A 19,274-nucleotide genomic window follows, 5' to 3' on the forward strand; every position below is an offset into this window, starting at 1 on the left:
CATGGAGGGTATGCGGTCATGGGTCATCAAGGCAGGGTATTGGCGGCGGAGCGCGACAGCGTTCCGCAGGATCTGGCGGGTCATCAGGCTGCTGCAGCGGATGTGCGTGCCTGTCCGGGGAAGGGCATACTGTGGGGTGCCCTGATCTCGGCCTTGCTCTGGCTCGTACTGATCGCCGTGCTGGCCCCGCTGCTGTAAAAAAAGATAAAAAAAGAGGGACGTTGTTTACTAATTAGAATAACTTCCATCCGGTCGAAATGTGTAACGAGTTATTCTAATTAGTAAACAACGTCCCTGATGTTTAGCCGACCAGTTTCCTGTCCTTTTCCGCCTTCGGCTTCTTCGGCGAATAGTATTCCTTCATCATCTCAGGCTGATCGGCGCCGTTGAGAACGACGCCCAGGACCTTCTCCCGGGGCAGCAGGTCGAGGGCCTGCTTCACCTCCTCGATGGACGTCACCCCCGCACGGACCACCAGGATGATGTGATCCACCTGGGGGGCGAAGGCCAGCGCGTCGGCGCCCGCCAGAACAGGGGCCACGTCGAAGAGGACGTAGCGCTCGGGGTAGCGGCTCTTGAGGTCCTTCACGAGGTCCCGCATCCGGGGGGAGCTGAGCAGCTCGCTGCTGGCCATGACCGTCTTGCCGCCCGAGATGACGGTGAACTTCTCCACGCCGGGCCACACGATCAGCTCCGACAGCGGCGTCCCGTCGACCAGGTAATCCCTCAACCCCTTGTCGCTCTCGTAGCCCAGGTACTCGTGGACGCGCTGCTGGCGAAGGTCGCTGTCCACGAGCAGCACCGTCTGCTTGAACTCCTTGGAGAAGGTGAGCGCCAGGTTGATCGAGGTCAGTGTCTTCCCCTCGCCGGGAAGCGCGCTCGTGATCATGACCGTCGTCCCGCCCTCCTCGCCCGTCTTCTGCAGGATGCGGGTGCGCAGCACCTTGTAGGACTCGGCTTCGTAGGAGCCGCAGACGTAGCCCACGCACCGGTTCGCCAGCACGAGCTTCGGGTCGAGGGCCACCGCCCTGGAACTCGTGTACGAGGGCGACACCCAGCCCTCCTTTTCCGTGACTCTCTGGAACTCCGGCGGCGGGGGCGGCCGTCTCTCGTAGAGCTTCATGATGGTAGCAGCCTTCATCCGCTGCTTCTTCCTGTTTTTCCGGCCGAACAGCCGATCCAAGATCTTCATCCCGTCTCTCGATCCCCTTGTATTTTACTGGATGCCCAGAACGTAACCCCGCGCAGCGGCCGAACCAACGAACTGTCTTTCTTTCCTAAAACGTAAAACCTAAAACGGTCTTTTTTTGAACCAACGAACTAACGAACTAAGGAACTAACGAACTCTTTTTTTTCCCCTAACACCTAAAACGTAACACGTAACACGGTCTTTTTCTGAACCAACGAACTAACGAACTGTTTATTTATATCACTATCCTCCTCATGATCTTCGCCCACAGCACGTCGAGATCCATCACAAAGAAGTGGAAAGCGGCCACGGCGACGATGAGGACGACCACGGCGGCAACGGCCGCCTGCCGCCGGAACTGGACGTTCCTGGCCGAGTCCTCGGCCGTCACGATCTCGGGGATGACAGCCAGCACGGGCAGGCCCAGGGCGCCGGAGAGGGCCGCGGCGGTGCGTACGGACTGGTCGCTGAACTCCCTGAGGGCCGCCGCGCCCACGCCCGTCCCGATCCCCAGCACCAGGCCGATCAGCAGGATGGCGGGCACGTTCGGGCGCACGGGCTTCTCCGGCAGGCGCGCCGCGTCGATCAGGGTGAATCGCTCGCCCATCTGCCCCTTCTCGAGCCCCGAGGCCACCTTGGACTCCATGTACTTCTTCGTGAGGTCGTCGTACTTGGCCTGCAGGTTGTTGCGCTGGGTCAGCAGCAGCCGGTAGCTCTCCTCCACCTTGGGCGAGGTGGCGATCCTCCGCTGGTAGTCGTTGCGCTTGCCCTGCGCCGCGGCGATCTGGCGGCGGACGGAGTCGATCTCCGAGCGGGTGCTCGCGAGCTGCGCCGACAGGGTCACGTAGGCGGGGTTGTCGGGCTTGCTGTCGATGGGGCTCTGGCCCGCGGCCTTGAGCTTGCGCTCCAGCTCGGCGATCTCGGCCTTCGTCTTCTTCACGTCGGGGTATTCGTCCGTGAAGCGGCTCTGCAGATTGATGAGCTTCACCCGCAGCTCGCGGAGGCGGTCCTTGTCGGGGTTGGAGGCGTCGGGCGGGATGCTGGCCAGCTGGGTCTGCAGGTACGTCTCCTTCTCGCGCAGCTCCTTGAGCTGGTTGTTGAGGCGCTCGATGTCCTGGTCGAGCCGGTCGACGATCTGGAGGTTGTACTGGGCGAGCTCCGGCAGGGTGTTGACGTTCTGCTGCTTGAACTCGGCGATCTGCTTGTCGAGGGCGGCCAGCTGCTCCTCGACCGCCTTGCGCTCGTCCTCCATGAACTTCGTGGCCCCCTCGGTCTGCTGCTCGCGCACCTTGAGGTTCTCCTCGAGGTACAGCGACGCGAGCACGTTGGCCACCTGCTGGACCACGGCGGGGTTGCGGCCCTCGTAGGAGAGCTGGAAGGCGATCGTGGCCGCCGTGGGCCGGCCCGTGCGGCGGTCGATGACCTCGGCGCTGATCGTCTCGAACTTGATGTCCTTCTTGCGCATCTTGTCGATGATCTCCTCCATCGTCCACTTCTCCCGGAGGTCGGCGTAGAGGTTGAAGCGGTTGATGATCTCCGTGAGGCGCGTGGAGCTCATGATGCGCTGGTTGATGGTCTGCAGGCGCTGCTCGGCGTAGCTCGACACCGTGGTCATGACGTACTCGCGGGGGATCTCCTGCTCCTCGATGAGGATCGTCGAGGTGGAGCGGTACGTGGGAGGCCAGACGAAGGCGATGACGGCGGACAGCAGGAACACCCCCACCGCCGGCCAGATCAGCCAGTTCCTCCTGCGCTTCACGATGGCGATCACGTCGCCCAGGGTTTTGACATCCGAGTCCATGGTAGAAACAGTTCCTTGGTTGTTAGTTCGTCAGTTCGTTAGTTCCTGGAATCCTTCTTCTTGAGGTCCTGCTTCAAGTAAGCCATGAAGCCGTTTGTGCTCTTCCATACGTCATCGGCCTGCCGCTGCAGGTCCTTCAGTTCGGCATCGGATATGTATCCCTGGTCGTATGCCACATAGGCATGACTGACAGTCTCTGCAACGGATGCCCGCGAATAATCGAGAAACTTGATGAAATCCCTGTTGCTGCTGCGATGGAACCCCTCAGCCATGTTGGCCATGGATGAGACAGCGCTTCGGCGGATTTGACTGGCAAGGTCGAAATCTCGCTTGAAGCGGTCATTCTTCGTATATCGATAAACGATGTTGACGAGGTGCCGGGCAGCCTGCCAGCATAACATTTCCTCAAATCGCTTGATTGCCGCCATCGTGATCTTCTATCTCGAGCTAACGAACTAATGAATCGTCTTCTTGAACTTACGAACTAAGGAACTAACGAACTAACGAACTGATTAACTAATGAACCGTCTTCTTGAACTAACGAACTAAGGAACTAGGGAACTAAGGAACTAACGAACTGTCTACTCAAACACCGGATACTGCACGTAGAACCGCAGGAAGACGAGATTCCGCTCTGCATCCGTGTCCGTGTTCTTGTACCGGGTCGCCGTGTAGTCGTAGAGCAGCTCCAGGAACATGTCCTTCGTGAAGGCGTAGCGCAGCGAGGGGCTCACGCGGAAGGTCTCCTCGTCGATGGGGGCGGCCCCGAACTGGCCCCCGGAGGCGTGGTTGATGTAGTAGCCCGTCGAGAGGGCCGCCGAGAACTCGTAGGTCAGCCGGTGGCGGATGTCGGCGACGAAGGCCGTGCGCTGCACGGGGCCCTCGCGGCCGCTGGCCGTGGCCAGGTCGTGATTGGCCGACAGGGAGAGGGTCGTCTTTTCCCCCCGGTAGTTCACCGAGAGCTTGCCCACGCCGCCCCAGTCCTCCGAGGTGACATCCCTCGTCACCGGGACGAGGAAAATCGGCGGGACAAACACCAGCTCCGTCACCTTGTACTCCGACCGGGTGAAGCGCCCGCCCGCGTCGGCGACGACCGTCCAGAGTTCCTGGAACCGGTGCTCGATGCCCACGGTGCTCCACACGCCGTTGACGTCGGAGCTCGTGTACCGGTAGCCGGAGTACCCCACGTTGAACCGCCCCTTCGTCGAGAGCCCCAGGGCGTGGTAGAGGCCCAGGGACACGTTGTGCCCTTCCAGGTCGGAGATCGTGGGGTCGTCGTAGTTGTCGTTCTCGTAGAAATAGGACGCCCCGGCGGTGAGCCTTTCCGTCACGGCCCAGTTGCCCGACAGGCCTCCCGTGGCCCGGTCGCGGCGGTAGTTGCCCAGCACGATGCCCGTGGCGATGACGTCACGGTCGGGCCGGTAATCCCGCGACCAGCCGCCCTCGGCCTGGATGTTGGTCCGCGGCCCGAAGAGGTACCCCAGGCGTGCCCGGTAGTACTGGTCCTCGCGGTTGTAGTCGGACTCGTTGTGGTAGCGCGCAATGTCCACCCGCCCCGAGAGGGACAGGTCGACCTTCTCGGTGCGGTTCACGAGCTCGAGCCCGGGCGAGACCGTCGTGATCCAGCTCCGCAGCGGGTTGTTCGTCGAAAAGAGGATGTTGTCGTTGTACTCCTCCTTAAGGGCCAGCGACGGGACGACCCGGAACTCGTCAGCCGACGCCCCGGCCGGAAGGGCCATCACCAGCACCGCCGCAGCAACCGCAACACGCACCGCAGATTTCAGCATCTCCCCCTCTTCCCCCACTTGTGAACTTTCTCCCCGAACTAACGAACTGAGGAACTAACGAACGAAGGAACTGCCTCTTTGAACTAACGAACTCTCTTTCCCAACTAACGAACTAATGAACTAATGAACTTCTTCTACGGCACCACCACCACATCCCCGCGCTTGAGGATCACATTCTGCCTCAGCTTCTCCCCCTCGGTCACCTCGTCGTAGGAGAAGGGCAGGATCTGCGTGCCCCCGGCCTCCTGCCGGAAGATCTTGATCTGGTTTCGCTTCGCGAAGGCGTTGAGGCCGCCCGCGATGGAGAGGGCCTGCAGCACGGTGACGTTGGTGTTCAGCGCAAAGCGCCCGGGCTGGTTCACCCGGCCGATCACGTAGATCAGCATGCTGTTGACCTGCTTGACCTCGAGGTTGACCTCCTCCTTGGGGGCGTACTTCGCGAGCTTCGCGGCCAGCTCCTTCTTGAGGTCCGCCAGCGTCCGCCCGGCCGCCTGCACCTCGCCGATCAGCGGGAAGGAGATTTTCCCGTCGGGCAGGACGACCACCTGCTTCGTCAGGGCCTCCTCCTTCCAGACGGAGATCTCGAGGATGTCGCCCGGCCCGATCAGGTAATCGGGCCCGAAGGCCGATGCAAACTCCTGCGCCGCCGCGCGGGCGGCATTGCCCTGCGCCCAGGCCGGCGCGGCAGCGGCCAGCAGGCACACAAGGGTGAGAATGACGGTCCGTCTCATGATCGCCTCCCCGGGGGGCGTTTTTCGCCCGGCCCCCGGATCACCGTGAATTTGCTTGCTTTCAAGCCTTTTACTCATAAAGGATCGCCTCGGCGGAGTCAAGGCCGGAGGCGCCTCCCCTGCGCATTGACATCACAAGGTTTCCGTGCTACACGTATTTTACGTGAGATCGGTCACAAGGGTCATGCCATGGCAAAGCAGAATATCACCCTGAGCCTGGACAAGGACGTGATACGGAAGGCGCGCCTGCTGTCGGCCCGCAGATCAACCAGCATCAGCAGGCTGTTGAGCGAGGAGCTCGAGCGGCTTGTCCGGGATCACGAGCGGTATGAACAGGCCCAAAAAAGCGCTCTGGCTGCCTTGAGAAAAGGGTTTCACCTGGGCGGCAAGCCCCTTGCGAGGCGGGACGAACTCCATGACCGGCAGGACCTTCGTTGACACCAATGTGCTGATCTACGCGCACGACCTCGATGCCGGTCCAAAGCACGAGAGGGCTGCCGCTGTTGTTTCCGGCCTGTGGGAGAGCCGCAGCGGCATCCTCAGCGCGCAGGTCCTCCAGGAGTTCTACGTCAACGTCACTCGAAAGATTCCCAAGCCGCTTGCCCCGGCTGCGGCTCGAGGGGTCATCCGCAATTACCTGGTCTGGCATGTCGAGCCCGGCGACGCGGCCTCAGTGCTTCTTGCCGCCGAACTGGAGGAGCGGTACAAACTCTCGTTTTGGGATGCGATGATTGTGGCCTCGGCATCGCGGGCAGGCGCCGACCGCATTCTTTCCGAGGATTTCAACCACGGTCAGGTCATCGAGGGGATCCGGATCGAAAATCCCTTCCTGTGAACCACGTCCCTTTGCATCGGCCGGCCAACGAACTAAGGAACTAAGGAACTGTCTTTCCCCTAACACGTAAAACCTAACACGTAACACGTAACACGGTCTTTTTGTTGAACCAACGAACTAACGAACTAACGAACCAACGAACTGTCTCACGACCTTCCCCCTCCTGCTACCGTCTCCGCTGAATGTACTCCACGCCCTCGAGCCCCTCGAAATCGGCATCCTGCGTCCAGATCCGGGCGTTCTTCGCCCGGGCCGTCGCCAGGATGACGCTGTCGGCAAGCGGGAGTTTCCGCTCGGCCCCGATGCGCGCGGCAGCGATGGCCGTGGGCACATCGAGATCGACGACGCGCCCCTGGCTCATGAGCGCCGCGGCCTCCAGGGCGGCCGCTTCGCCCCGCTCGCCCAGGATCTTCTTGAACACTTCCAGGATGCAGATCGACGGGACGAGGAGCTTGTCGGTCTGTTCGATGGCCCCCGCGTAGAAGTCCGCGTTGGGGCCGTCGGCGAAATACTCGAGCCAGCCGCAGGAGTCCACCAGGTTCATACGCGGTCCCTGTCCCTTTCGATCTCCGTGTCGAGCCCGCGCAGGAACCCGCGCATCTTGCGCAGGGGCTTCACGGGTATCAGCTCGATGCGGTTCTCATACCGCAGAACCTGGAACCGGGTTCCCGGCTTGATGCCCAGGGACTCCCGGATCTCCTTGGGGATCACGACCTGGTACTTGGTGGATACGGTCACCGTGTCCATGATGCCTCCATCGATCGATTCATCGTATTACGAATACCAGATCGATCGCCCGCAGTCAATCCCCATACGCGTCAGCGGCCAACCCAACTCACCAACGAACTGATGAACTAACGAACTAAGGTACTAACGAACTAATGAACCAACGAACTAATGAACCAACGAACTAACGAACTAACTCACTAAGGAACTATGGAACTCTATTAGAGTCCCCCCAGCGCCTTCGCCGCGTCCTCCTTCCCCTGGAACTCCCGGCCCGAGGCCAGTGCCTTCTTCAGATACTCTTTCGCCTGCTCCTTCTTCCCCAGCTTCGCGTAGGCCATACCGAGGTGGTAGTTGACGCTCGGGTCGTCGGCCGTCTTGGCCCGCGCGCGCTCGAGGTACTCGACGGCCCGGGCCGCATCGCCCTTCCTGTAGTGGACCCAGCCCACCGTGTCGAGCACCGAGGCCTCCTCGGGCCGCTGGGCGAGGGCCTTCTGGGCAAGCCCCATGGCCTTGTCCAGGTCGCCGCCGGTCTCGGCCAGCAGGAACGCCAGGTCGTTGGCCGCCACCCACAGGTCGGGCTTGCGGGCCAGGGCCCGCTCGTAGGTCTCGGCGGCCTTCCTGAAGTCCTTTGCCTGGTTGTGGATCGCGGCGATCGACAGGTAGGCGCCCAGGTTGTCGGGGCTGGCCTTGATCAGCGCCTCGAGTTCCTGGATGGCCTTGTCCTTCTTGCCCTGCGCGAGGAAGAGCCGCGCGAGGTTGCCGTGGGGCGCCTGCCAGTCGGGCTGCAGCTCGATGGCCTTGCGGAAGGCGCTCTCGGCCCCGGCCGCATCACGCTGCGTCAGCAGGATCTCGCCCTTGAGGTTCCAGGCGAAGGCGTCCTTCGGGTTGGCCTTGATGCGCTCCTCGGCCAGCGCGGCGGCCCGGGCGGGCTTCTGGGTCTGCACGTAGGCCTGGGCCAGCATCGCCGCCACGGCGTTGGCCTGCGGGTTGAGCTTCAGGGCCTGCTCGAGCTCCGGCACGGCCCGGTCCCACTTGCCCTGGGCCGTGGCCAGCCCCGCCGTCTTCACGTAGCCGATGGGCGCGTCGGGCGCCTTGCGCTTCACCTCGGCGTACTGCGCCTCGGCACGCTTGATGTCCCGCGCCGCCATGTAGAGGTCGCCCAGCTCGACCATCACCTCGAGGTCGTTGGGGTTGGCCTGGAGGATCGAGCGCAGGGCGTTCTCGGCCTCCCTCACGTTTCTCTGCCGGGCGTGCTGCCGGGCCAGGGCGCGGTTGAGGTCCCTCGACTTGGGGTCGATCCGCTGGGCCGCCTTCAGGGTGTCCATGGCGAGGTTCATCTCGCCGTTGAGGGCGTGCGCCTCGGCCAGGCGGATGTGGGCCGCGATATTCTGCGGGTTCTCCGTCACGACGGCCCGGAAGTCGGGGATGGCGCCCGCGGCCTCGCCCCGCAGCAGCGCGACGGTGCCGCGCATGAACAGGGCATCCGTGTTCTTCGGGCTCTCCTTGAGCACCTCGTCGGCGTACTTCTTCGCCTCGGCCAGGTCCTGCCGGGCCAGCGCGATCTTGGCCAGGGCGTTCTTGGCCTGGACGGCCTCGGGGCTTGCGGCGTCCTTGGCGAGCCCCAGACACTCCTTCAGCAGGGCGGAGGCCTGGTCCACCCGCCCCGTGTTGGCGTACAGCTCGGCCAGGGCCATGCGGATCTTGACGCTCTTGTCGTTGTGCTGGAGGCCACTCTTGAGCTCCTGCTCGGCCGCGTCGGGCTTCTGGCGCTGGAGGTAGAAGCCGGCCGCCTCGATCCAGGCCTGCTCCTTCCTGGGGTCGGCCGCCGTGAGGGCCCTGAGCACCTCGGTGGCCTCGGCCTGCCTGCCGCTGCCCCAGTACAGGCCCGCCAGCGCGACGCGGAAGCGCTCGTTGCCGGGCTCGATCTCGATGGCCTTCCGGACGGCCTCGATGGCCTCGTCCATGCGCTTGTGCCGCACGTGGTGGTCGGCCAGGGCCATGTGGAGGCTCACCGACCTCGGGCTGGCCGCGATCCCGCGGCGGATGGCGGCCCCTTCGCCCGCATCGTCCCCCGCCTGCCGCGACACCATGGAGAGCATCAGGTAGACGTCGGGGTTGACGGAGCCCTGCCCGATGAGCCCCTCAAGGATGGCGCGCGCCCGCCCCCCGTCCTGCTTCGCCAGGTAGAGGGCGCTCTGCAGCAGGAGGCCCTCCTCGTTCTTCGGGTCCTCCTTCAGGATGAGGGAGGCCTCCTCCTGGGCCTTGTCCAGCATGCGGGCCCCCAGGTAGAGCCGCCCCAGCTCCAGGCGGGCCTTGAGGTGCTTCGGGTCCAGCTCGACGGCCTTCGCGTAGGCCCCGTAGGCCCCCCGGGGGTTGCCGGTGCGCATCTCCACCATGCCCAGCATGTAGTAGGCGTCGGCGTACTTCGGGTCGATCTGGATGGCGTTCTTGAACTCCAGCTTCGCCTCCGTGTACTGCCCCTTGTCGTAGAGGTCCTTGCCCTTGTTGAAGAACTTGAGCTTCTTCTCCTCCGGCCCCGAGCAGCCGGCCGCCAGCGCCAGGATGAGCAGTGCACACAGGCCGCAGAGCCAAACGCGTCGTTTCATCAACCCAAACCTCCCGTCGGTTTATTCAGTGAGACGATTGGAACAAGTCGTTGAGCACCACTGACCCCCCTCCGGAGCCAGGGTTATCGATGGAAGAAACAGCGTCGATCCGTCATTGCGAGCAGGCCCGCAGGGCCGACGCGGCAATCCCTGGAATTTATTGAGATTGCTTCGCTACGCTCGCAATGACCTTCGTGGCTGTTCATTGGGAGCGAAGCGCGGCAATCTTCGTTTCTTATGATTCGCTGAATACGTGACACCTGGAACTTAAACGGGCCACATCCAGGGCCGAACCCACGAACCAAGGAACTAAGGAACTAACGAACTAACGAACTAAGGAACTAACGAACTAACGAACTAACGAACTAAGGAACTAACGAACTAATGAACTGTCCCCCCCTCGCTTCTTTCCCCTTGACCCTGTCAAAATGCCACTATAAGATGTCGTATCATGACAGCTTATGTTGAGCGGGATATTGGGCCTGCCGTCCTGGCTGCGCTGAAACAGATGCCCGTCGTCGTGTTGAGCGGAATGCGGCAGACGGGCAAGACCACCTTTCTTCAGCGGCAACCGGGGCTCGAGGGCAGGCGATACGTCACGTTCGACGACTTCGGCCAGCTTGCCGCCGCGAAGTCGGACCCGGACGGGTTTATCGAAGGCTCAGACGCATTGACGATCGACGAGGCGCACAAGTGCCCGGAAATCATGGATGCGATCAAACGGTCCGTCGACCGGCAGCGGCAGCCCGGCCGCTTTCTGCTTTCGGGCTCGGCGAATTTCCTCGTTCTGAAGGCCCTGTCTGAAAGCCTGGCGGGCAGGGCCCTCTATTTTGTTCTCCACCCGTTCACGCGCAGGGAACTCGGCGGCGCCGTGCGTTCCGAACCCTTCATCAAACGTTTCTTTGCAGACCCCGCTGTCCCCCGCGGTCCGGTATCCGCCGCGGTCAAGCCCGAGGAAGTCTGCATCGGAGGACTGCCGGCCGTGTGCCTGCGCGAGGTGACACCGCCGTCGATGTGGTTCAGGGGATACGAGCAAACCTACCTTGAGAGGGACGTGCGCGATCTGAGCCGCATCAGCGACATGATTGCCTTTCGGAATCTCCTGCGGCTCGTGGCGCTGCGGACCGGGGGTCTGCTGAGCCCCAGCGGGCTGGGCCGAGATGCGAAGCTGAACGCCAAAACGACCGCCCGGTACCTTTCCCTTCTGGAAGCGTCCTTCGTCGTGCACCGCCTGCCCCCCTTCCTGAGAAGCAGGGCGAGCAGGCTCATCAAGTCGCCGAAACTCTACGTGAGCGATTCCGGCCTTGCCGCGTGGCTGGCCGGGGTCGATCCGGACGTGGAGCCGCAGGGCGACCCCCTGTACGGTGCTCTTTTCGAGACCTTCGCGGCGCAGAACCTCTCGGGCATCCTCGATTCCCGCTGGCAGGAGGCACGCCTGCATTTTCTTGCGGTGCAGGGACGCTACGAGGTCGATTTCGTCATCGAGGCGGGAAGGCACTGCATGGCCCTCGAGGTCAAATCCGGCGCGCGGTGGGACGAGAGAGATCTCTCGGGCCTCAAGGCGTTTCTTTCTTCGACGCCCCAGTGCCGGGCCGGCATCCTCTGCCACAATGGAAAAGACGCTGTCAGGCTCGGTGAGAGGCTCTGGGCCCTTCCCCTCGGCCTCATCCTTTCGTGACGGTCCGAACCCCAACGCCCCCCTGCGATCCAAGGAACCAACGAACAGTCTTTTCCCCTAAAACCTAACACGTAATACCTAACACGGTTTTTGAACTAACGAACCAACGAACTAACGAACTAAGGAACTAACGAACTAACGAACTCTCAAAAGATACCCCTCACCGCAACGATCCCCAGCGTGCAGATCGTCACCCCCGCCAGCACCCGCACGTCGCCGCGCAGCTCGCCCACGAGCACCTCGTAGCCGAAGAACAGAGTCAGGATCTTCGGGATCACGCCCTTGACGGCCTCCTCGGGCAGGATCTCCCGGGGCAGGGCGGTCACCGCCAGGGCCAGCACCACGACGATGAAGTCCATGGGCGTCACCCGGAAGCCGCCCCGGCGGTCCGTGTACCGCAGCGTCGCCACCGCGAAGAAGGCCAGGGCGAGGTAGGCGACGTTGTGCAGCCGCACCGTGCGGGGCGACAGCCAGCCGGCCGCCCCCAGCTCGCCCGCGTAGACCAGCAGGGGGATGAAGACGTAGAGGCAGGGCATGAAGACCCGGCCCAGCCACTCCTTCCGGAGTACCCACACCAAGGCCAGGGTTGCCGCCAGGCAGGCCGCCAGGTACGCGAGGTAGCCCGGCACGGCCGCCGGCAGGACGGCCAGGAACACGAGCAGGGCCGGCAGCCCGATGTAGACGGCCGGGAAGGCGAGCCGCACGGGCAGCCGCTTGCCCCGGAGCGCCTTGAGCTTGCCCTTGATGACCCGGTCGACGAGGTCGAAGCGCCTGAGCCTCCAGCCCGTCCGGTCGGCCGCGGTGAAGAGCCCCACGACGAGCGCCGAGAAGCCGGCGTAGCCCAGCAGCAGCAGCCACTCCGAGTGGAACCGGAAGAACCAGGCAAAGAGGATCAGGCCGAGCTGGATGACGTAGATGACGAAGACGGCCTCGGTCTGGTAGAGCCCGAGCCGCAGCAGGCGGTGGTGAAAGTGCTGCTTGTCGGCCGAGAAGGGCGAGCGGCCCTCGGAGATGCGCAGGGCCATCACGGCCAGGGTGTCCAGGATGGGGAAGCCCAGCAGGATCAGCGGCAGCAGGGGGCTCAGGGGCGAGTGGCCCTGCGTGAGCATGATCGAGAGCGTCGCCGCCGAGAAGCCCAGCAGCATGCTCCCCGTGTCGCCCATGAAGACCGTGGCGGGGTGGGTGTTGAACCGCAGAAAGCCGAAGAGCGTCCCCGCCAGGGCCAGCGCGATGACGGCCACGGCCGTGTTGCCCACCTGGTAGGCCAGGAAGCTGATGAAGAGGAAGATCAGAAGCGAGATGCCCCCGGCCAGGCCGTCGAGGCCGTCGGCCAGGTTGATCGCGTTGGTCACCCCCACCACCACGAAGACGGTCAGAATGGCCGCCAGCCACCCGGGCAGCTGCCAGCCTGCGGGCAGGAGCATGCCCAGGTCGCTGATCACCACCCCCCCGTAGAGCACGAGCACCATGGCCGCCGCCACCTGGGCCATGAACTTGGCCTGGTATCCCAGGCCCCTGAAGTCGTCGTAGAGCCCCGCAAGGAACAGGATCGCGCCGCCCGCCATGTAGGCCGTCAGCGGCTGCGACATCTGCGTCCAGAACACGATGGGCGCAATCGCCCCCAGCGCCATGGCCACGCCCCCGCAGCGGGGCACGGGGGCCGGGTGCACCTTGCGCGGATCGGGCAGGTCCACCGCGTTGACCCCCACCGCCACCCGGCAGCACAGCGGCATGAGGGCTATCGTTATAAAGACGGACAGCAATAACGTCGAAAGAAAAATCATCTATTTCCATTCAGATCACCCTCTCCCCCCGCGGGAGAGGGCAGGGGTGAGGGGGCTTTCGGAACTAACGAACTTTTTCCTTCCCTAACACCTAAAACGTAAAACGTAAAACGTAAAACCGCCCTAAGGGCTTACCTAAAACGTAAAACCTAAAACCGCCCGAAGGGCATGCCTAAAACGTAAAACGTAAAACCTAACACGGTCTTTCGAACCAACGAGCTAATGAACTGATAGCGTAAAATACGCGTTACCTGTTCTTTGAAAAAGCAGAGAGCATCTGATACGCCTTTGGAGAATTCGCCAAAACTCGAAAGGAGGTATCAAGATGCTCCCAGGAGAGTTACCCCTCCCGGATGGATTGTTGCCTGCCCCGGGGACGTTGTCAACCGGTTGTTTGTTCATTTGGCCGCCCTGTACGATCAGGCCTTTCCCCGGAGTTACGGGCAGCGGCTTCGGGACATCCAGCTGCAGTGGCTGTCGGCCCATCGGGGCCGGCTGCGCTGTCCGCGCTGCGACGGCACGGCGCTGATCCGCAAGGGTTGGCGGAGCCGGGTGCTGCGGACGTCGCGGGGGCGCCTGTCACTGGCGGTCCTGCAGATGCGCTGCAAGGCCTGCGGCCGGACGTTTCGGCCGGTCAATGCCGTGCTGGGGCTTCCCTTCGGGCGGCGCTTCCTCGACGAGCTGGTCGAGAAGGCCATCGGGCTGGGGATCCAGATGCCCTTCGGGCGGGCCTCCTGGGCCCTGCGCGCGCTGCTGGCCGATGCGCCTTCCCCGGAGGGGCTGCGGCGCCAGATCGCCGCCCGGGCCGCGACGCTCGCCCCGAGCGACGAGGTGGCCGGCAAGACCGTGCTGGTCGACGGCACCCGGGTCAAGGCGGGGAAGAACCCGCGGGGCTCGGCCGTTTATCTGGCCGTCAGCGCCATCCCGGGTCCCGCGGTGGCCGGACGCCCGACCATCGTCAAGCGGCTGGTGCACGTGCACGTGGGTGATGCCGAGGGGCTTCGCCGGCGACTGCTGGGGTTGCCCATCGAGCGGCTCGTGCATGATGGGGGCCTGAACCTCGAGGCCTGTGCCTCTGCGGTCCAGCGCTGCCGCTGGCATCTGGTGCACCAGCTCAATCACTACCTCTGGCTCGACGGCATGCAGGTCGAGCAGCGCCGGCACTACCAGAAGCGCCTCAAGCGGTTGCTGTGGCGCCGGGGGCCCCGAGCCCCCGAGGGCTTGGATGCCTTTATCAAAGAGCTGCAGCGCGACGGCTTCCGTCAGTCGGCCGAGCACCTCCAAAACGCTCAGCCGCACGCCTTCAGCTGGCAGGCCGACAAGGGCTTTGCCTTCACGACCACCGCTCCCCTGGAGCGGGAGATGAGGGAACTCAACCGCAGGGCCGATGTCGGGGCCCGCTGGAGCGACCGCGGGATCGAAAACGTCCTGACGGTGCTGTTCCACTACCGGCTCAATGAAAAACCGATAGTGCCCCTAAGGGCGTATCAGTAGGTAACGTGTTTTTGTTGCTATCAATGAACTAATTCACTAAGTAACTAAGGAACTAAGGAACTGCTTTTTCCCCTAACACGGTCTTTGAACTAACGAACTAACGAACTGTCTTTACTTGGGAAGAAACTGCTCAAGCGTTGGCACAACCTCCCGCGTGAACTCCTGCAGCCGCTTCTCCGCCTCCTCCGGCGTCTCCCCCGGCAGCACCGGCGTGATAAGCCGCACCAGGGCCCCGTCGGTCCTCTGGCGCGTCAGGGCGTCCCAGAAGTTGTAGAGCTTGACCTCGGGGAGGCTCGTGTTCACCCGCCCGCGCTGGGCAAACCAGTAGTAGACGATCTGCTTCTGGCCGGCATTCTCCATGGTGGCGGCCATGAGCCGCATCGAACGTCCGTGGCCATCCCCCACGGCAATGGTCTTCCTGCCGGCATTCTTGAATTCCCAGCCGCTGCCCGGCAGGCAGGTCTCCGGCGAGTGGATCGACTCGGCCTTCCGCTGGCTCTCGTAATAGGCCACGTAGAGATTGATGCGCTTGCCCTGGCCGTCCACGTAATCAGCCAGGAGGTAGTCGCTGAAGTAGAGCCCCTCCCGGAACTTCGCGGGGATGGTGTCGGTCTTTCCCGTCCAGCCGGCAACCTGCATGGGGAATTGCGAGAAGGGCTTTGCGATGGGGATCCTCTCGCGAAACTCGATGCCCTGCGACGCGACGAGCGTCAGGGTAAGCAGTCCCGCGACGGCCATGAACTGGGGCTGTGCAATGCGGCTTGCCGCCCGCGCCCTGGCAGGGGCATCCATGCGCACAGGCGCTTTCTCGTCTGCATCCCTCCTCGCGGGCGCGGAGCCGGGAAGCTTGTTCAGGACGTACATCTCCAGCAGCAGGCAGGCCAGGGCGAACATGTAGACAAGCCACCCCGAGAACCCGTGGAAGAACCCCTCGGCCGCCGCGGCCCCCATGGAGCGGTACAGGATGCCCGTCGCCGCGATGCGCAGGGAGTTCATGAAGATGGTGAGTGGCAGGACCGACAGCACCAGCACGACTTTCTTCCAAATTGCCGCCCGGTAGAAGTACGCCAGCAGGATCGCCATGACGATCAGGGGATAGAGATACCGCAGGCCGCTGCAGGCATCCACCACCTGCAGCTGGGTGAACCCGAGGTCGATGACGTTGCCCTCCCGGTAGGCGGACATGCCGGCCAGGTGCAGGAACGCCACGCCCAGCTGGGATGAGATCAGCCGCAGCTTGAGCGACAGGGGGAAGTTGACGATGTTGGGCGGGGGGAACATGGCCAGCAGGAAGACGACGGGGAACCAAATGATCTTCAGCTTGGCCCACCCGAGATGCGCCCACAGAAGCCCCGCAAAGATGAGCCAGGACGCCAGGTACAGGGTGTAGAACTCGCCCCCGAGCTCGCCGAGCCAGAACAGCGCAATCCCCAGGACGACCGGGGCCAGGCCCCACCACGAGGGGCGCGCAGGGGCCCCCGCAAGGGCATCCCGCTTGTCCCATACCAGGTACAGGACGATGAGGGGGATCAGGTAGCAGTAGTTGAAGTCCTCGCCGGCCCACCAGCTGAACATCACGCGGTATGCCGAGTGGAAAAGCCCGGCAAGCAGCAGCGCGTAGACCGCGATATGCAGCAGGGTCGCGGTTTTCGCCGATGACTTCAGGGCACCCGGATTGAACGCCATTTCCCCTTACCTCCGATTCGCCGTGTGCGGATCCGTGTTTTTCACTTTCGTCAACACGTCCAGGTACCTCCGGGCGAGGATATCCCGGTCGTAGTTTTCCTTCACGAAACGCCTGCCGTTTTCCCCCAGGCGGGCCGCCTCCGCCCTGTCACGGCACAGCGCGAGGACCGCCTCCGCAAGCTGCTCGTCGTTTTCCGGCTCGATGCAGATCCCGCACCCCGCCTCCTCGACGATCCCCCGCGCCTCGCCGTCGACGCCCAGGATCACGGGCCGCGCCATAGCCATGGCCTCGAAGATCTTCGAGGGGATCACCGTCTTGAAGAGGTCGTCCTTCTTCAGCAGCACGAGGCACGCGCCGCTTTCCCGCAGGATGGCGGGCATCACCTCCTTCGGTTGCTGGGGCAGCATGATCACGTTTGTCAGACCCATGTCGTCCTTCATCCTCACCAGCCGGGCCCGCTCGGCCCCGTCCCCGACCAGCAGGAACCGGATGTCCCCGTGCGCCTCGAGCCGCCTAGCCGCCCGCAGGACGGTTTCCAGGGCGTGCGCCATGCCGTGCGTGCCCACGTAGGAGGCGACAAACGCGCCGTTCAGCCCGTGCTTCGACAGGACCTCGTTTCCCGTGTCATCCCGGAACAGTTCCAGGTCCGCGCCGTTGGTGATGACCGTGATCGCCTCCGGGGCCTTCCCCATGCCCGCGATGTGCCTGCGGAAGGCGTGGGTGAGGCAGACGACGTGGTCCGCCTTTGCGTACATGAATCGCTCGAGCCTGCGCAGGGCCGAGATGATGCCCTCGTTGCGGATCGCGCCCACGGAGATGATCGAGTCGGGCCACAGGTCCCGGATTTCGAGGACCCACGGGGCCCGCTTCATCCTCGACACGAAATACCCCGCCATGCCGCAGAAGAACTGGGGCGACGTGGAGACCACGATGTCCACGTCCCGGACGGCGGGCGAAAGCGCAGCGGCCGAGAGCATGTAGGAGACATAGTTGGCCGTCCGGCGCAAGAACCCCTCGTTGGCGCTGAGGAAAGTCTTGACGCGCAACACCCGGATGCCGTCCTTCTCCTCCCATTGCCGCAGGCGGTTCTCGTAGCCCGGGTAAGGGATCCCGCGGGGATGGTTGGGCACGCAGGTCAGCACGGTCACCCGGTGGCCTGCCCGCACCCACCGCCTCGCGTTTTCGTAGGTGCGCGAGGCCGGGGCGTTGACCTCGGGGGGGAAGTAGTGCGTCAGGAAAAGGATGTGCATGTGACCGCTCACCGTGCCGTCTGGAGCCGCCAGCCGCAGCGAGACGGCAGCGGCTGACCGTGAAATCTCTGAACCAGCACCCTGCAGGGGCTCTTCATGCCGAACGCAGGGCAGTACCAGCCGTCCTCGAGCTCGATCCGGCCGTCCGAAAGGGGAGAGACGGCAAGGATTTCATGGGCATCGTCATTGACGCTCACGGATAGCCCGGAGTGAGTCACTGACAGGTCAGGGTGGATGTGCAGGCGGGCCTCGATATCGTGCCGCCCCGACCCCGAGATCTCGTCTTCAACGAGGCAGGCATCGGCCGTCCACCGGATGCGTCTTGTGTGAATCGGCGTGCCCGCCAGGTATGCGTACCCGTCGTGGGCGCCCTCGAACAGCAGCGCCCCGTCGTCCATGCGCTCCAGCCGTGCGCGGACGGGCCTGGCCCGCCTGCCGCAGCGGTGCGCGCCCCAGACCTCCGACTGGTTTCTGCCGTCCACCGTGACGGTGTTGTGCCCCGCGTTGCCCCGGTTGTACGCCCGCATCGGGCCGGGCTCGTAGCCGAAGCACCCCGAGTCCACGATCACGCGCCTGCCCCGCAGGGACATCTCGAAGCTCAGCGTGTCGCAGTGGGCATGGCCCGGCTGGTAGTCCGGCCCCACCGGGCCGCAGTCGACGATCAGGCGCGCTCCGGCCGAGGGGGCCATCACGTAGTAGCCGGATTCCGGAAAGGCACATGCCGGCGCGGAGAAGGCCTCCTGCTGCCCGCCCATCAGCCGCGCCTGGTAGGCGAAGAGGTCCTCGGGCGGCAGCTCGATCCCGAAAGCGGCGTCGTTGAACAGTGCGATCTGCCCGTCGGGGTGGCACATCCCCCGGAGAAAAGCGGCCATCTTCGGGACGGCATCCCGCAGCAGCACGGCAAGGCCCTGCAGATCCCTGCCGTCTCTGTGCGCGCACAGGTTGTAGCAATCGAGGCAGTCCTCCAGGATCATGGAGTGGTACATGGGGCTTCGCTCGAAGTGCCCCCCGTCGGGCAGCACCTGCTCCGAGATCTCGCGGGCAAGCAGGCGTATACCCATATCCCGCCATCGCGCCGCGTCGGGGCCGTCGAAGAATAGGCCGGCGATGAGCAGGGCCTTTGCGTTCTTGAAGAGGTGGTTGGCCAGCAGGTGGTACTCGAGGGAGTTCTCCAGCCAGAGCGCCTGGCCGTGCAGGGATGCGACGATATCCTGTACCGAGGCACCCCCCGCGCCGGAGGTGCAGAGATACTTGATCCAGTTGACCAGCCGCAGCGAGATCGGGAACGGGTCCCATGCGTCCGCCGTCCCCGGGGGGTTGTCCTGCACCCAGCGGCGCAGAAGCGGCAGGGCCGTCTCCGCGGGCAGGCCGCCCGGCGGCAGGAGATAGTTGAAGTAGTGCAGGTTGTAGCGCCACAGGCGGGACCTGCGGGCGTCATGCCACTCGGGGACCGGCCCGTAGACGGCCGTCTCGTTCAGGAAGCGGAAGCGGCCGGCCCCTACGGATGCGGCATCGAACCACGGGTAGGAGGGGAAGGGCACGGCAGGGGCAAACCCGGTTGCGGTCTGCACGGCATGGGTCGGCGTCCGGGCAACGGCGGAACGCTTCAGCCTGCCCCTTGCCGCATACAGAAGCCGGTAATAGACCTGCTCCGGCCGCAGCGTGCGGAGGGTCCTGGAAAAGAGCCCTATGCTCATAGATTC

Annotated in this window: 17 protein-coding genes; 5 read left to right on the top strand and 12 right to left on the bottom strand. The window is 63.9% G+C overall.

Annotated elements, in window-relative coordinates; all coding sequences use genetic code 11:
* Positions 1 to 18: 18 nt before the first annotated feature.
* A complete protein-coding gene (locus HPY67_09000) occupies positions 19 to 198 on the top strand; it encodes a hypothetical protein (GenBank protein ID NPV04855.1) in 180 nt (59 codons plus the stop codon).
* A 103-nt stretch (positions 199 to 301) separates the two neighbouring features.
* Here the strand turns inward: HPY67_09000 and HPY67_09005 are convergent, their stop codons facing one another.
* The 5 genes from HPY67_09005 to HPY67_09025 form a co-directional block, all read right to left on the bottom strand.
* A complete protein-coding gene (locus HPY67_09005; protein ID NPV04856.1) occupies positions 302 to 1,192 on the bottom strand; it encodes a polysaccharide biosynthesis tyrosine autokinase in 891 nt (296 codons plus the stop codon).
* Between the two features lie 232 nt (positions 1,193 to 1,424).
* On the bottom strand, positions 1,425 to 2,990 hold the full coding sequence (locus HPY67_09010; protein NPV04857.1) for a chain-length determining protein: 1,566 nt from the start codon (positions 2,988 to 2,990) through the stop codon (positions 1,425 to 1,427).
* Between the two features lie 38 nt (positions 2,991 to 3,028).
* On the bottom strand, positions 3,029 to 3,418 hold the full coding sequence (locus HPY67_09015) for a four helix bundle protein (protein ID NPV04858.1): 390 nt from the start codon (positions 3,416 to 3,418) through the stop codon (positions 3,029 to 3,031).
* A gap of 153 nt (positions 3,419 to 3,571) precedes the next feature.
* Positions 3,572 to 4,777, bottom strand: a complete 1,206-nt coding sequence (locus tag HPY67_09020) for an outer membrane beta-barrel protein (GenBank protein NPV04859.1) — start codon at positions 4,775 to 4,777, stop codon at positions 3,572 to 3,574.
* A 134-nt stretch (positions 4,778 to 4,911) separates the two neighbouring features.
* Positions 4,912 to 5,586, bottom strand: a complete 675-nt coding sequence (locus tag HPY67_09025; GenBank protein ID NPV04860.1) for a polysaccharide export protein — start codon at positions 5,584 to 5,586, stop codon at positions 4,912 to 4,914.
* A gap of 111 nt (positions 5,587 to 5,697) precedes the next feature.
* Here HPY67_09025 and HPY67_09030 point away from each other — a divergent pair, with 111 nt between their 5' ends.
* Positions 5,698 to 5,946: a hypothetical protein gene (locus HPY67_09030; protein NPV04861.1), complete on the top strand. Its 249-nt coding sequence runs from the start codon at positions 5,698 to 5,700 to the stop codon at positions 5,944 to 5,946.
* Positions 5,924 to 6,343: a PIN domain-containing protein gene (locus HPY67_09035; GenBank protein NPV04862.1), complete on the top strand. Its 420-nt coding sequence runs from the start codon at positions 5,924 to 5,926 to the stop codon at positions 6,341 to 6,343. Before HPY67_09030 ends, HPY67_09035 begins: the two co-directional genes overlap by 23 nt.
* A 166-nt stretch (positions 6,344 to 6,509) precedes the next feature.
* Here HPY67_09035 and HPY67_09040 read toward each other — a convergent pair whose 3' ends face one another.
* The 3 genes from HPY67_09040 to HPY67_09050 all read right to left on the bottom strand — a co-directional run bounded on the left by HPY67_09040 (position 6,510) and on the right by HPY67_09050 (position 9,678).
* Positions 6,510 to 6,887, bottom strand: coding sequence for a type II toxin-antitoxin system VapC family toxin (locus HPY67_09040; GenBank protein NPV04863.1), 378 nt, complete (start codon positions 6,885 to 6,887; stop codon positions 6,510 to 6,512).
* The gene (locus tag HPY67_09045; GenBank protein ID NPV04864.1) at positions 6,884 to 7,090 is read right to left on the bottom strand and encodes an AbrB/MazE/SpoVT family DNA-binding domain-containing protein; all 207 of its coding nucleotides are present in this window, start codon (positions 7,088 to 7,090) and stop codon (positions 6,884 to 6,886) included. The genes HPY67_09040 and HPY67_09045 overlap by 4 nt, the downstream gene beginning before the upstream one ends.
* A 200-nt stretch (positions 7,091 to 7,290) precedes the next feature.
* Positions 7,291 to 9,678 carry a tetratricopeptide repeat protein gene (locus tag HPY67_09050; GenBank protein NPV04865.1) on the bottom strand — a complete coding sequence of 796 codons (2,388 nt, stop codon included), beginning with the start codon at positions 9,676 to 9,678 and terminating at the stop codon, positions 7,291 to 7,293.
* 451 nt (positions 9,679 to 10,129) lie between these two features.
* On the opposite strand from HPY67_09050, the gene HPY67_09055 reads away from it, so the two are divergent.
* The gene (locus tag HPY67_09055) at positions 10,130 to 11,356 is read left to right on the top strand and encodes an ATP-binding protein (GenBank protein NPV04866.1); all 1,227 of its coding nucleotides are present in this window, start codon (positions 10,130 to 10,132) and stop codon (positions 11,354 to 11,356) included.
* A gap of 146 nt (positions 11,357 to 11,502) precedes the next feature.
* Here the strand turns inward: HPY67_09055 and HPY67_09060 are convergent, their stop codons facing one another.
* Positions 11,503 to 13,140: an undecaprenyl/decaprenyl-phosphate alpha-N-acetylglucosaminyl 1-phosphate transferase gene (locus HPY67_09060; protein NPV04867.1), complete on the bottom strand. Its 1,638-nt coding sequence runs from the start codon at positions 13,138 to 13,140 to the stop codon at positions 11,503 to 11,505.
* 402 nt (positions 13,141 to 13,542) lie between these two features.
* Between HPY67_09060 and HPY67_09065 the strand changes: the two genes are divergently transcribed.
* Complete coding sequence (locus HPY67_09065) at positions 13,543 to 14,634, top strand: hypothetical protein (protein NPV04868.1); 1,092 nt, start codon at positions 13,543 to 13,545, stop codon at positions 14,632 to 14,634.
* A gap of 111 nt (positions 14,635 to 14,745) precedes the next feature.
* On the opposite strand, the gene xrtD is transcribed toward HPY67_09065, so the two are convergent.
* From xrtD to HPY67_09080, 3 genes are read right to left on the bottom strand one after another with little or no spacing between them, the layout of a single operon-like run.
* Positions 14,746 to 16,320, bottom strand: coding sequence for a VPLPA-CTERM-specific exosortase XrtD (xrtD, locus tag HPY67_09070; protein NPV04869.1), 1,575 nt, complete (start codon positions 16,318 to 16,320; stop codon positions 14,746 to 14,748).
* 6 nt (positions 16,321 to 16,326) lie between these two features.
* Entirely contained in the window at positions 16,327 to 17,571 is a 1,245-nt protein-coding gene (locus HPY67_09075; protein NPV04870.1) for a glycosyltransferase family 4 protein, read from the bottom strand.
* Positions 17,572 to 17,579: 8 nt separating this feature from the next.
* Complete coding sequence (locus HPY67_09080; protein NPV04871.1) at positions 17,580 to 19,268, bottom strand: alginate lyase family protein; 1,689 nt, start codon at positions 19,266 to 19,268, stop codon at positions 17,580 to 17,582.
* Between the last annotated feature and the right edge of the window lie 6 nt (positions 19,269 to 19,274).

The sequence above is a fragment of the Syntrophaceae bacterium genome, assembly GCA_013177795.1.
Lineage (GTDB): Bacteria > Desulfobacterota > Syntrophia > Syntrophales > UBA2192 > UBA2192.

Excerpts from the sequence above, each read along its gene's own strand:
- HPY67_09000 (NPV04855.1), top strand. The coding sequence starts at position 19 with ATGGGTCATCAAGGCAGGGTATTGGCGGCGGAGCGCGACAGCGTTCCG.
- HPY67_09005 (NPV04856.1), bottom strand. The coding sequence starts at position 1,192 with ATGAAGATCTTGGATCGGCTGTTCGGCCGGAAAAACAGGAAGAAGCAG.
- HPY67_09010 (NPV04857.1), bottom strand. The coding sequence starts at position 2,990 with ATGGACTCGGATGTCAAAACCCTGGGCGACGTGATCGCCATCGTGAAG.
- HPY67_09015 (NPV04858.1), bottom strand. The coding sequence starts at position 3,418 with ATGGCGGCAATCAAGCGATTTGAGGAAATGTTATGCTGGCAGGCTGCC.
- HPY67_09020 (NPV04859.1), bottom strand. The coding sequence starts at position 4,777 with ATGCTGAAATCTGCGGTGCGTGTTGCGGTTGCTGCGGCGGTGCTGGTG.
- HPY67_09025 (NPV04860.1), bottom strand. The coding sequence starts at position 5,586 with ATGAGTAAAAGGCTTGAAAGCAAGCAAATTCACGGTGATCCGGGGGCC.
- HPY67_09030 (NPV04861.1), top strand. The coding sequence starts at position 5,698 with ATGGCAAAGCAGAATATCACCCTGAGCCTGGACAAGGACGTGATACGG.
- HPY67_09035 (NPV04862.1), top strand. The coding sequence starts at position 5,924 with ATGACCGGCAGGACCTTCGTTGACACCAATGTGCTGATCTACGCGCAC.
- HPY67_09040 (NPV04863.1), bottom strand. The coding sequence starts at position 6,887 with ATGAACCTGGTGGACTCCTGCGGCTGGCTCGAGTATTTCGCCGACGGC.
- HPY67_09045 (NPV04864.1), bottom strand. The coding sequence starts at position 7,090 with ATGGACACGGTGACCGTATCCACCAAGTACCAGGTCGTGATCCCCAAG.
- HPY67_09050 (NPV04865.1), bottom strand. The coding sequence starts at position 9,678 with ATGAAACGACGCGTTTGGCTCTGCGGCCTGTGTGCACTGCTCATCCTG.
- HPY67_09055 (NPV04866.1), top strand. The coding sequence starts at position 10,130 with ATGACAGCTTATGTTGAGCGGGATATTGGGCCTGCCGTCCTGGCTGCG.
- HPY67_09060 (NPV04867.1), bottom strand. The coding sequence starts at position 13,140 with ATGATTTTTCTTTCGACGTTATTGCTGTCCGTCTTTATAACGATAGCC.
- xrtD (NPV04869.1), bottom strand. The coding sequence starts at position 16,320 with ATGGCGTTCAATCCGGGTGCCCTGAAGTCATCGGCGAAAACCGCGACC.
- HPY67_09075 (NPV04870.1), bottom strand. The coding sequence starts at position 17,571 with ATGCACATCCTTTTCCTGACGCACTACTTCCCCCCCGAGGTCAACGCC.
- HPY67_09080 (NPV04871.1), bottom strand. The coding sequence starts at position 19,268 with ATGAGCATAGGGCTCTTTTCCAGGACCCTCCGCACGCTGCGGCCGGAG.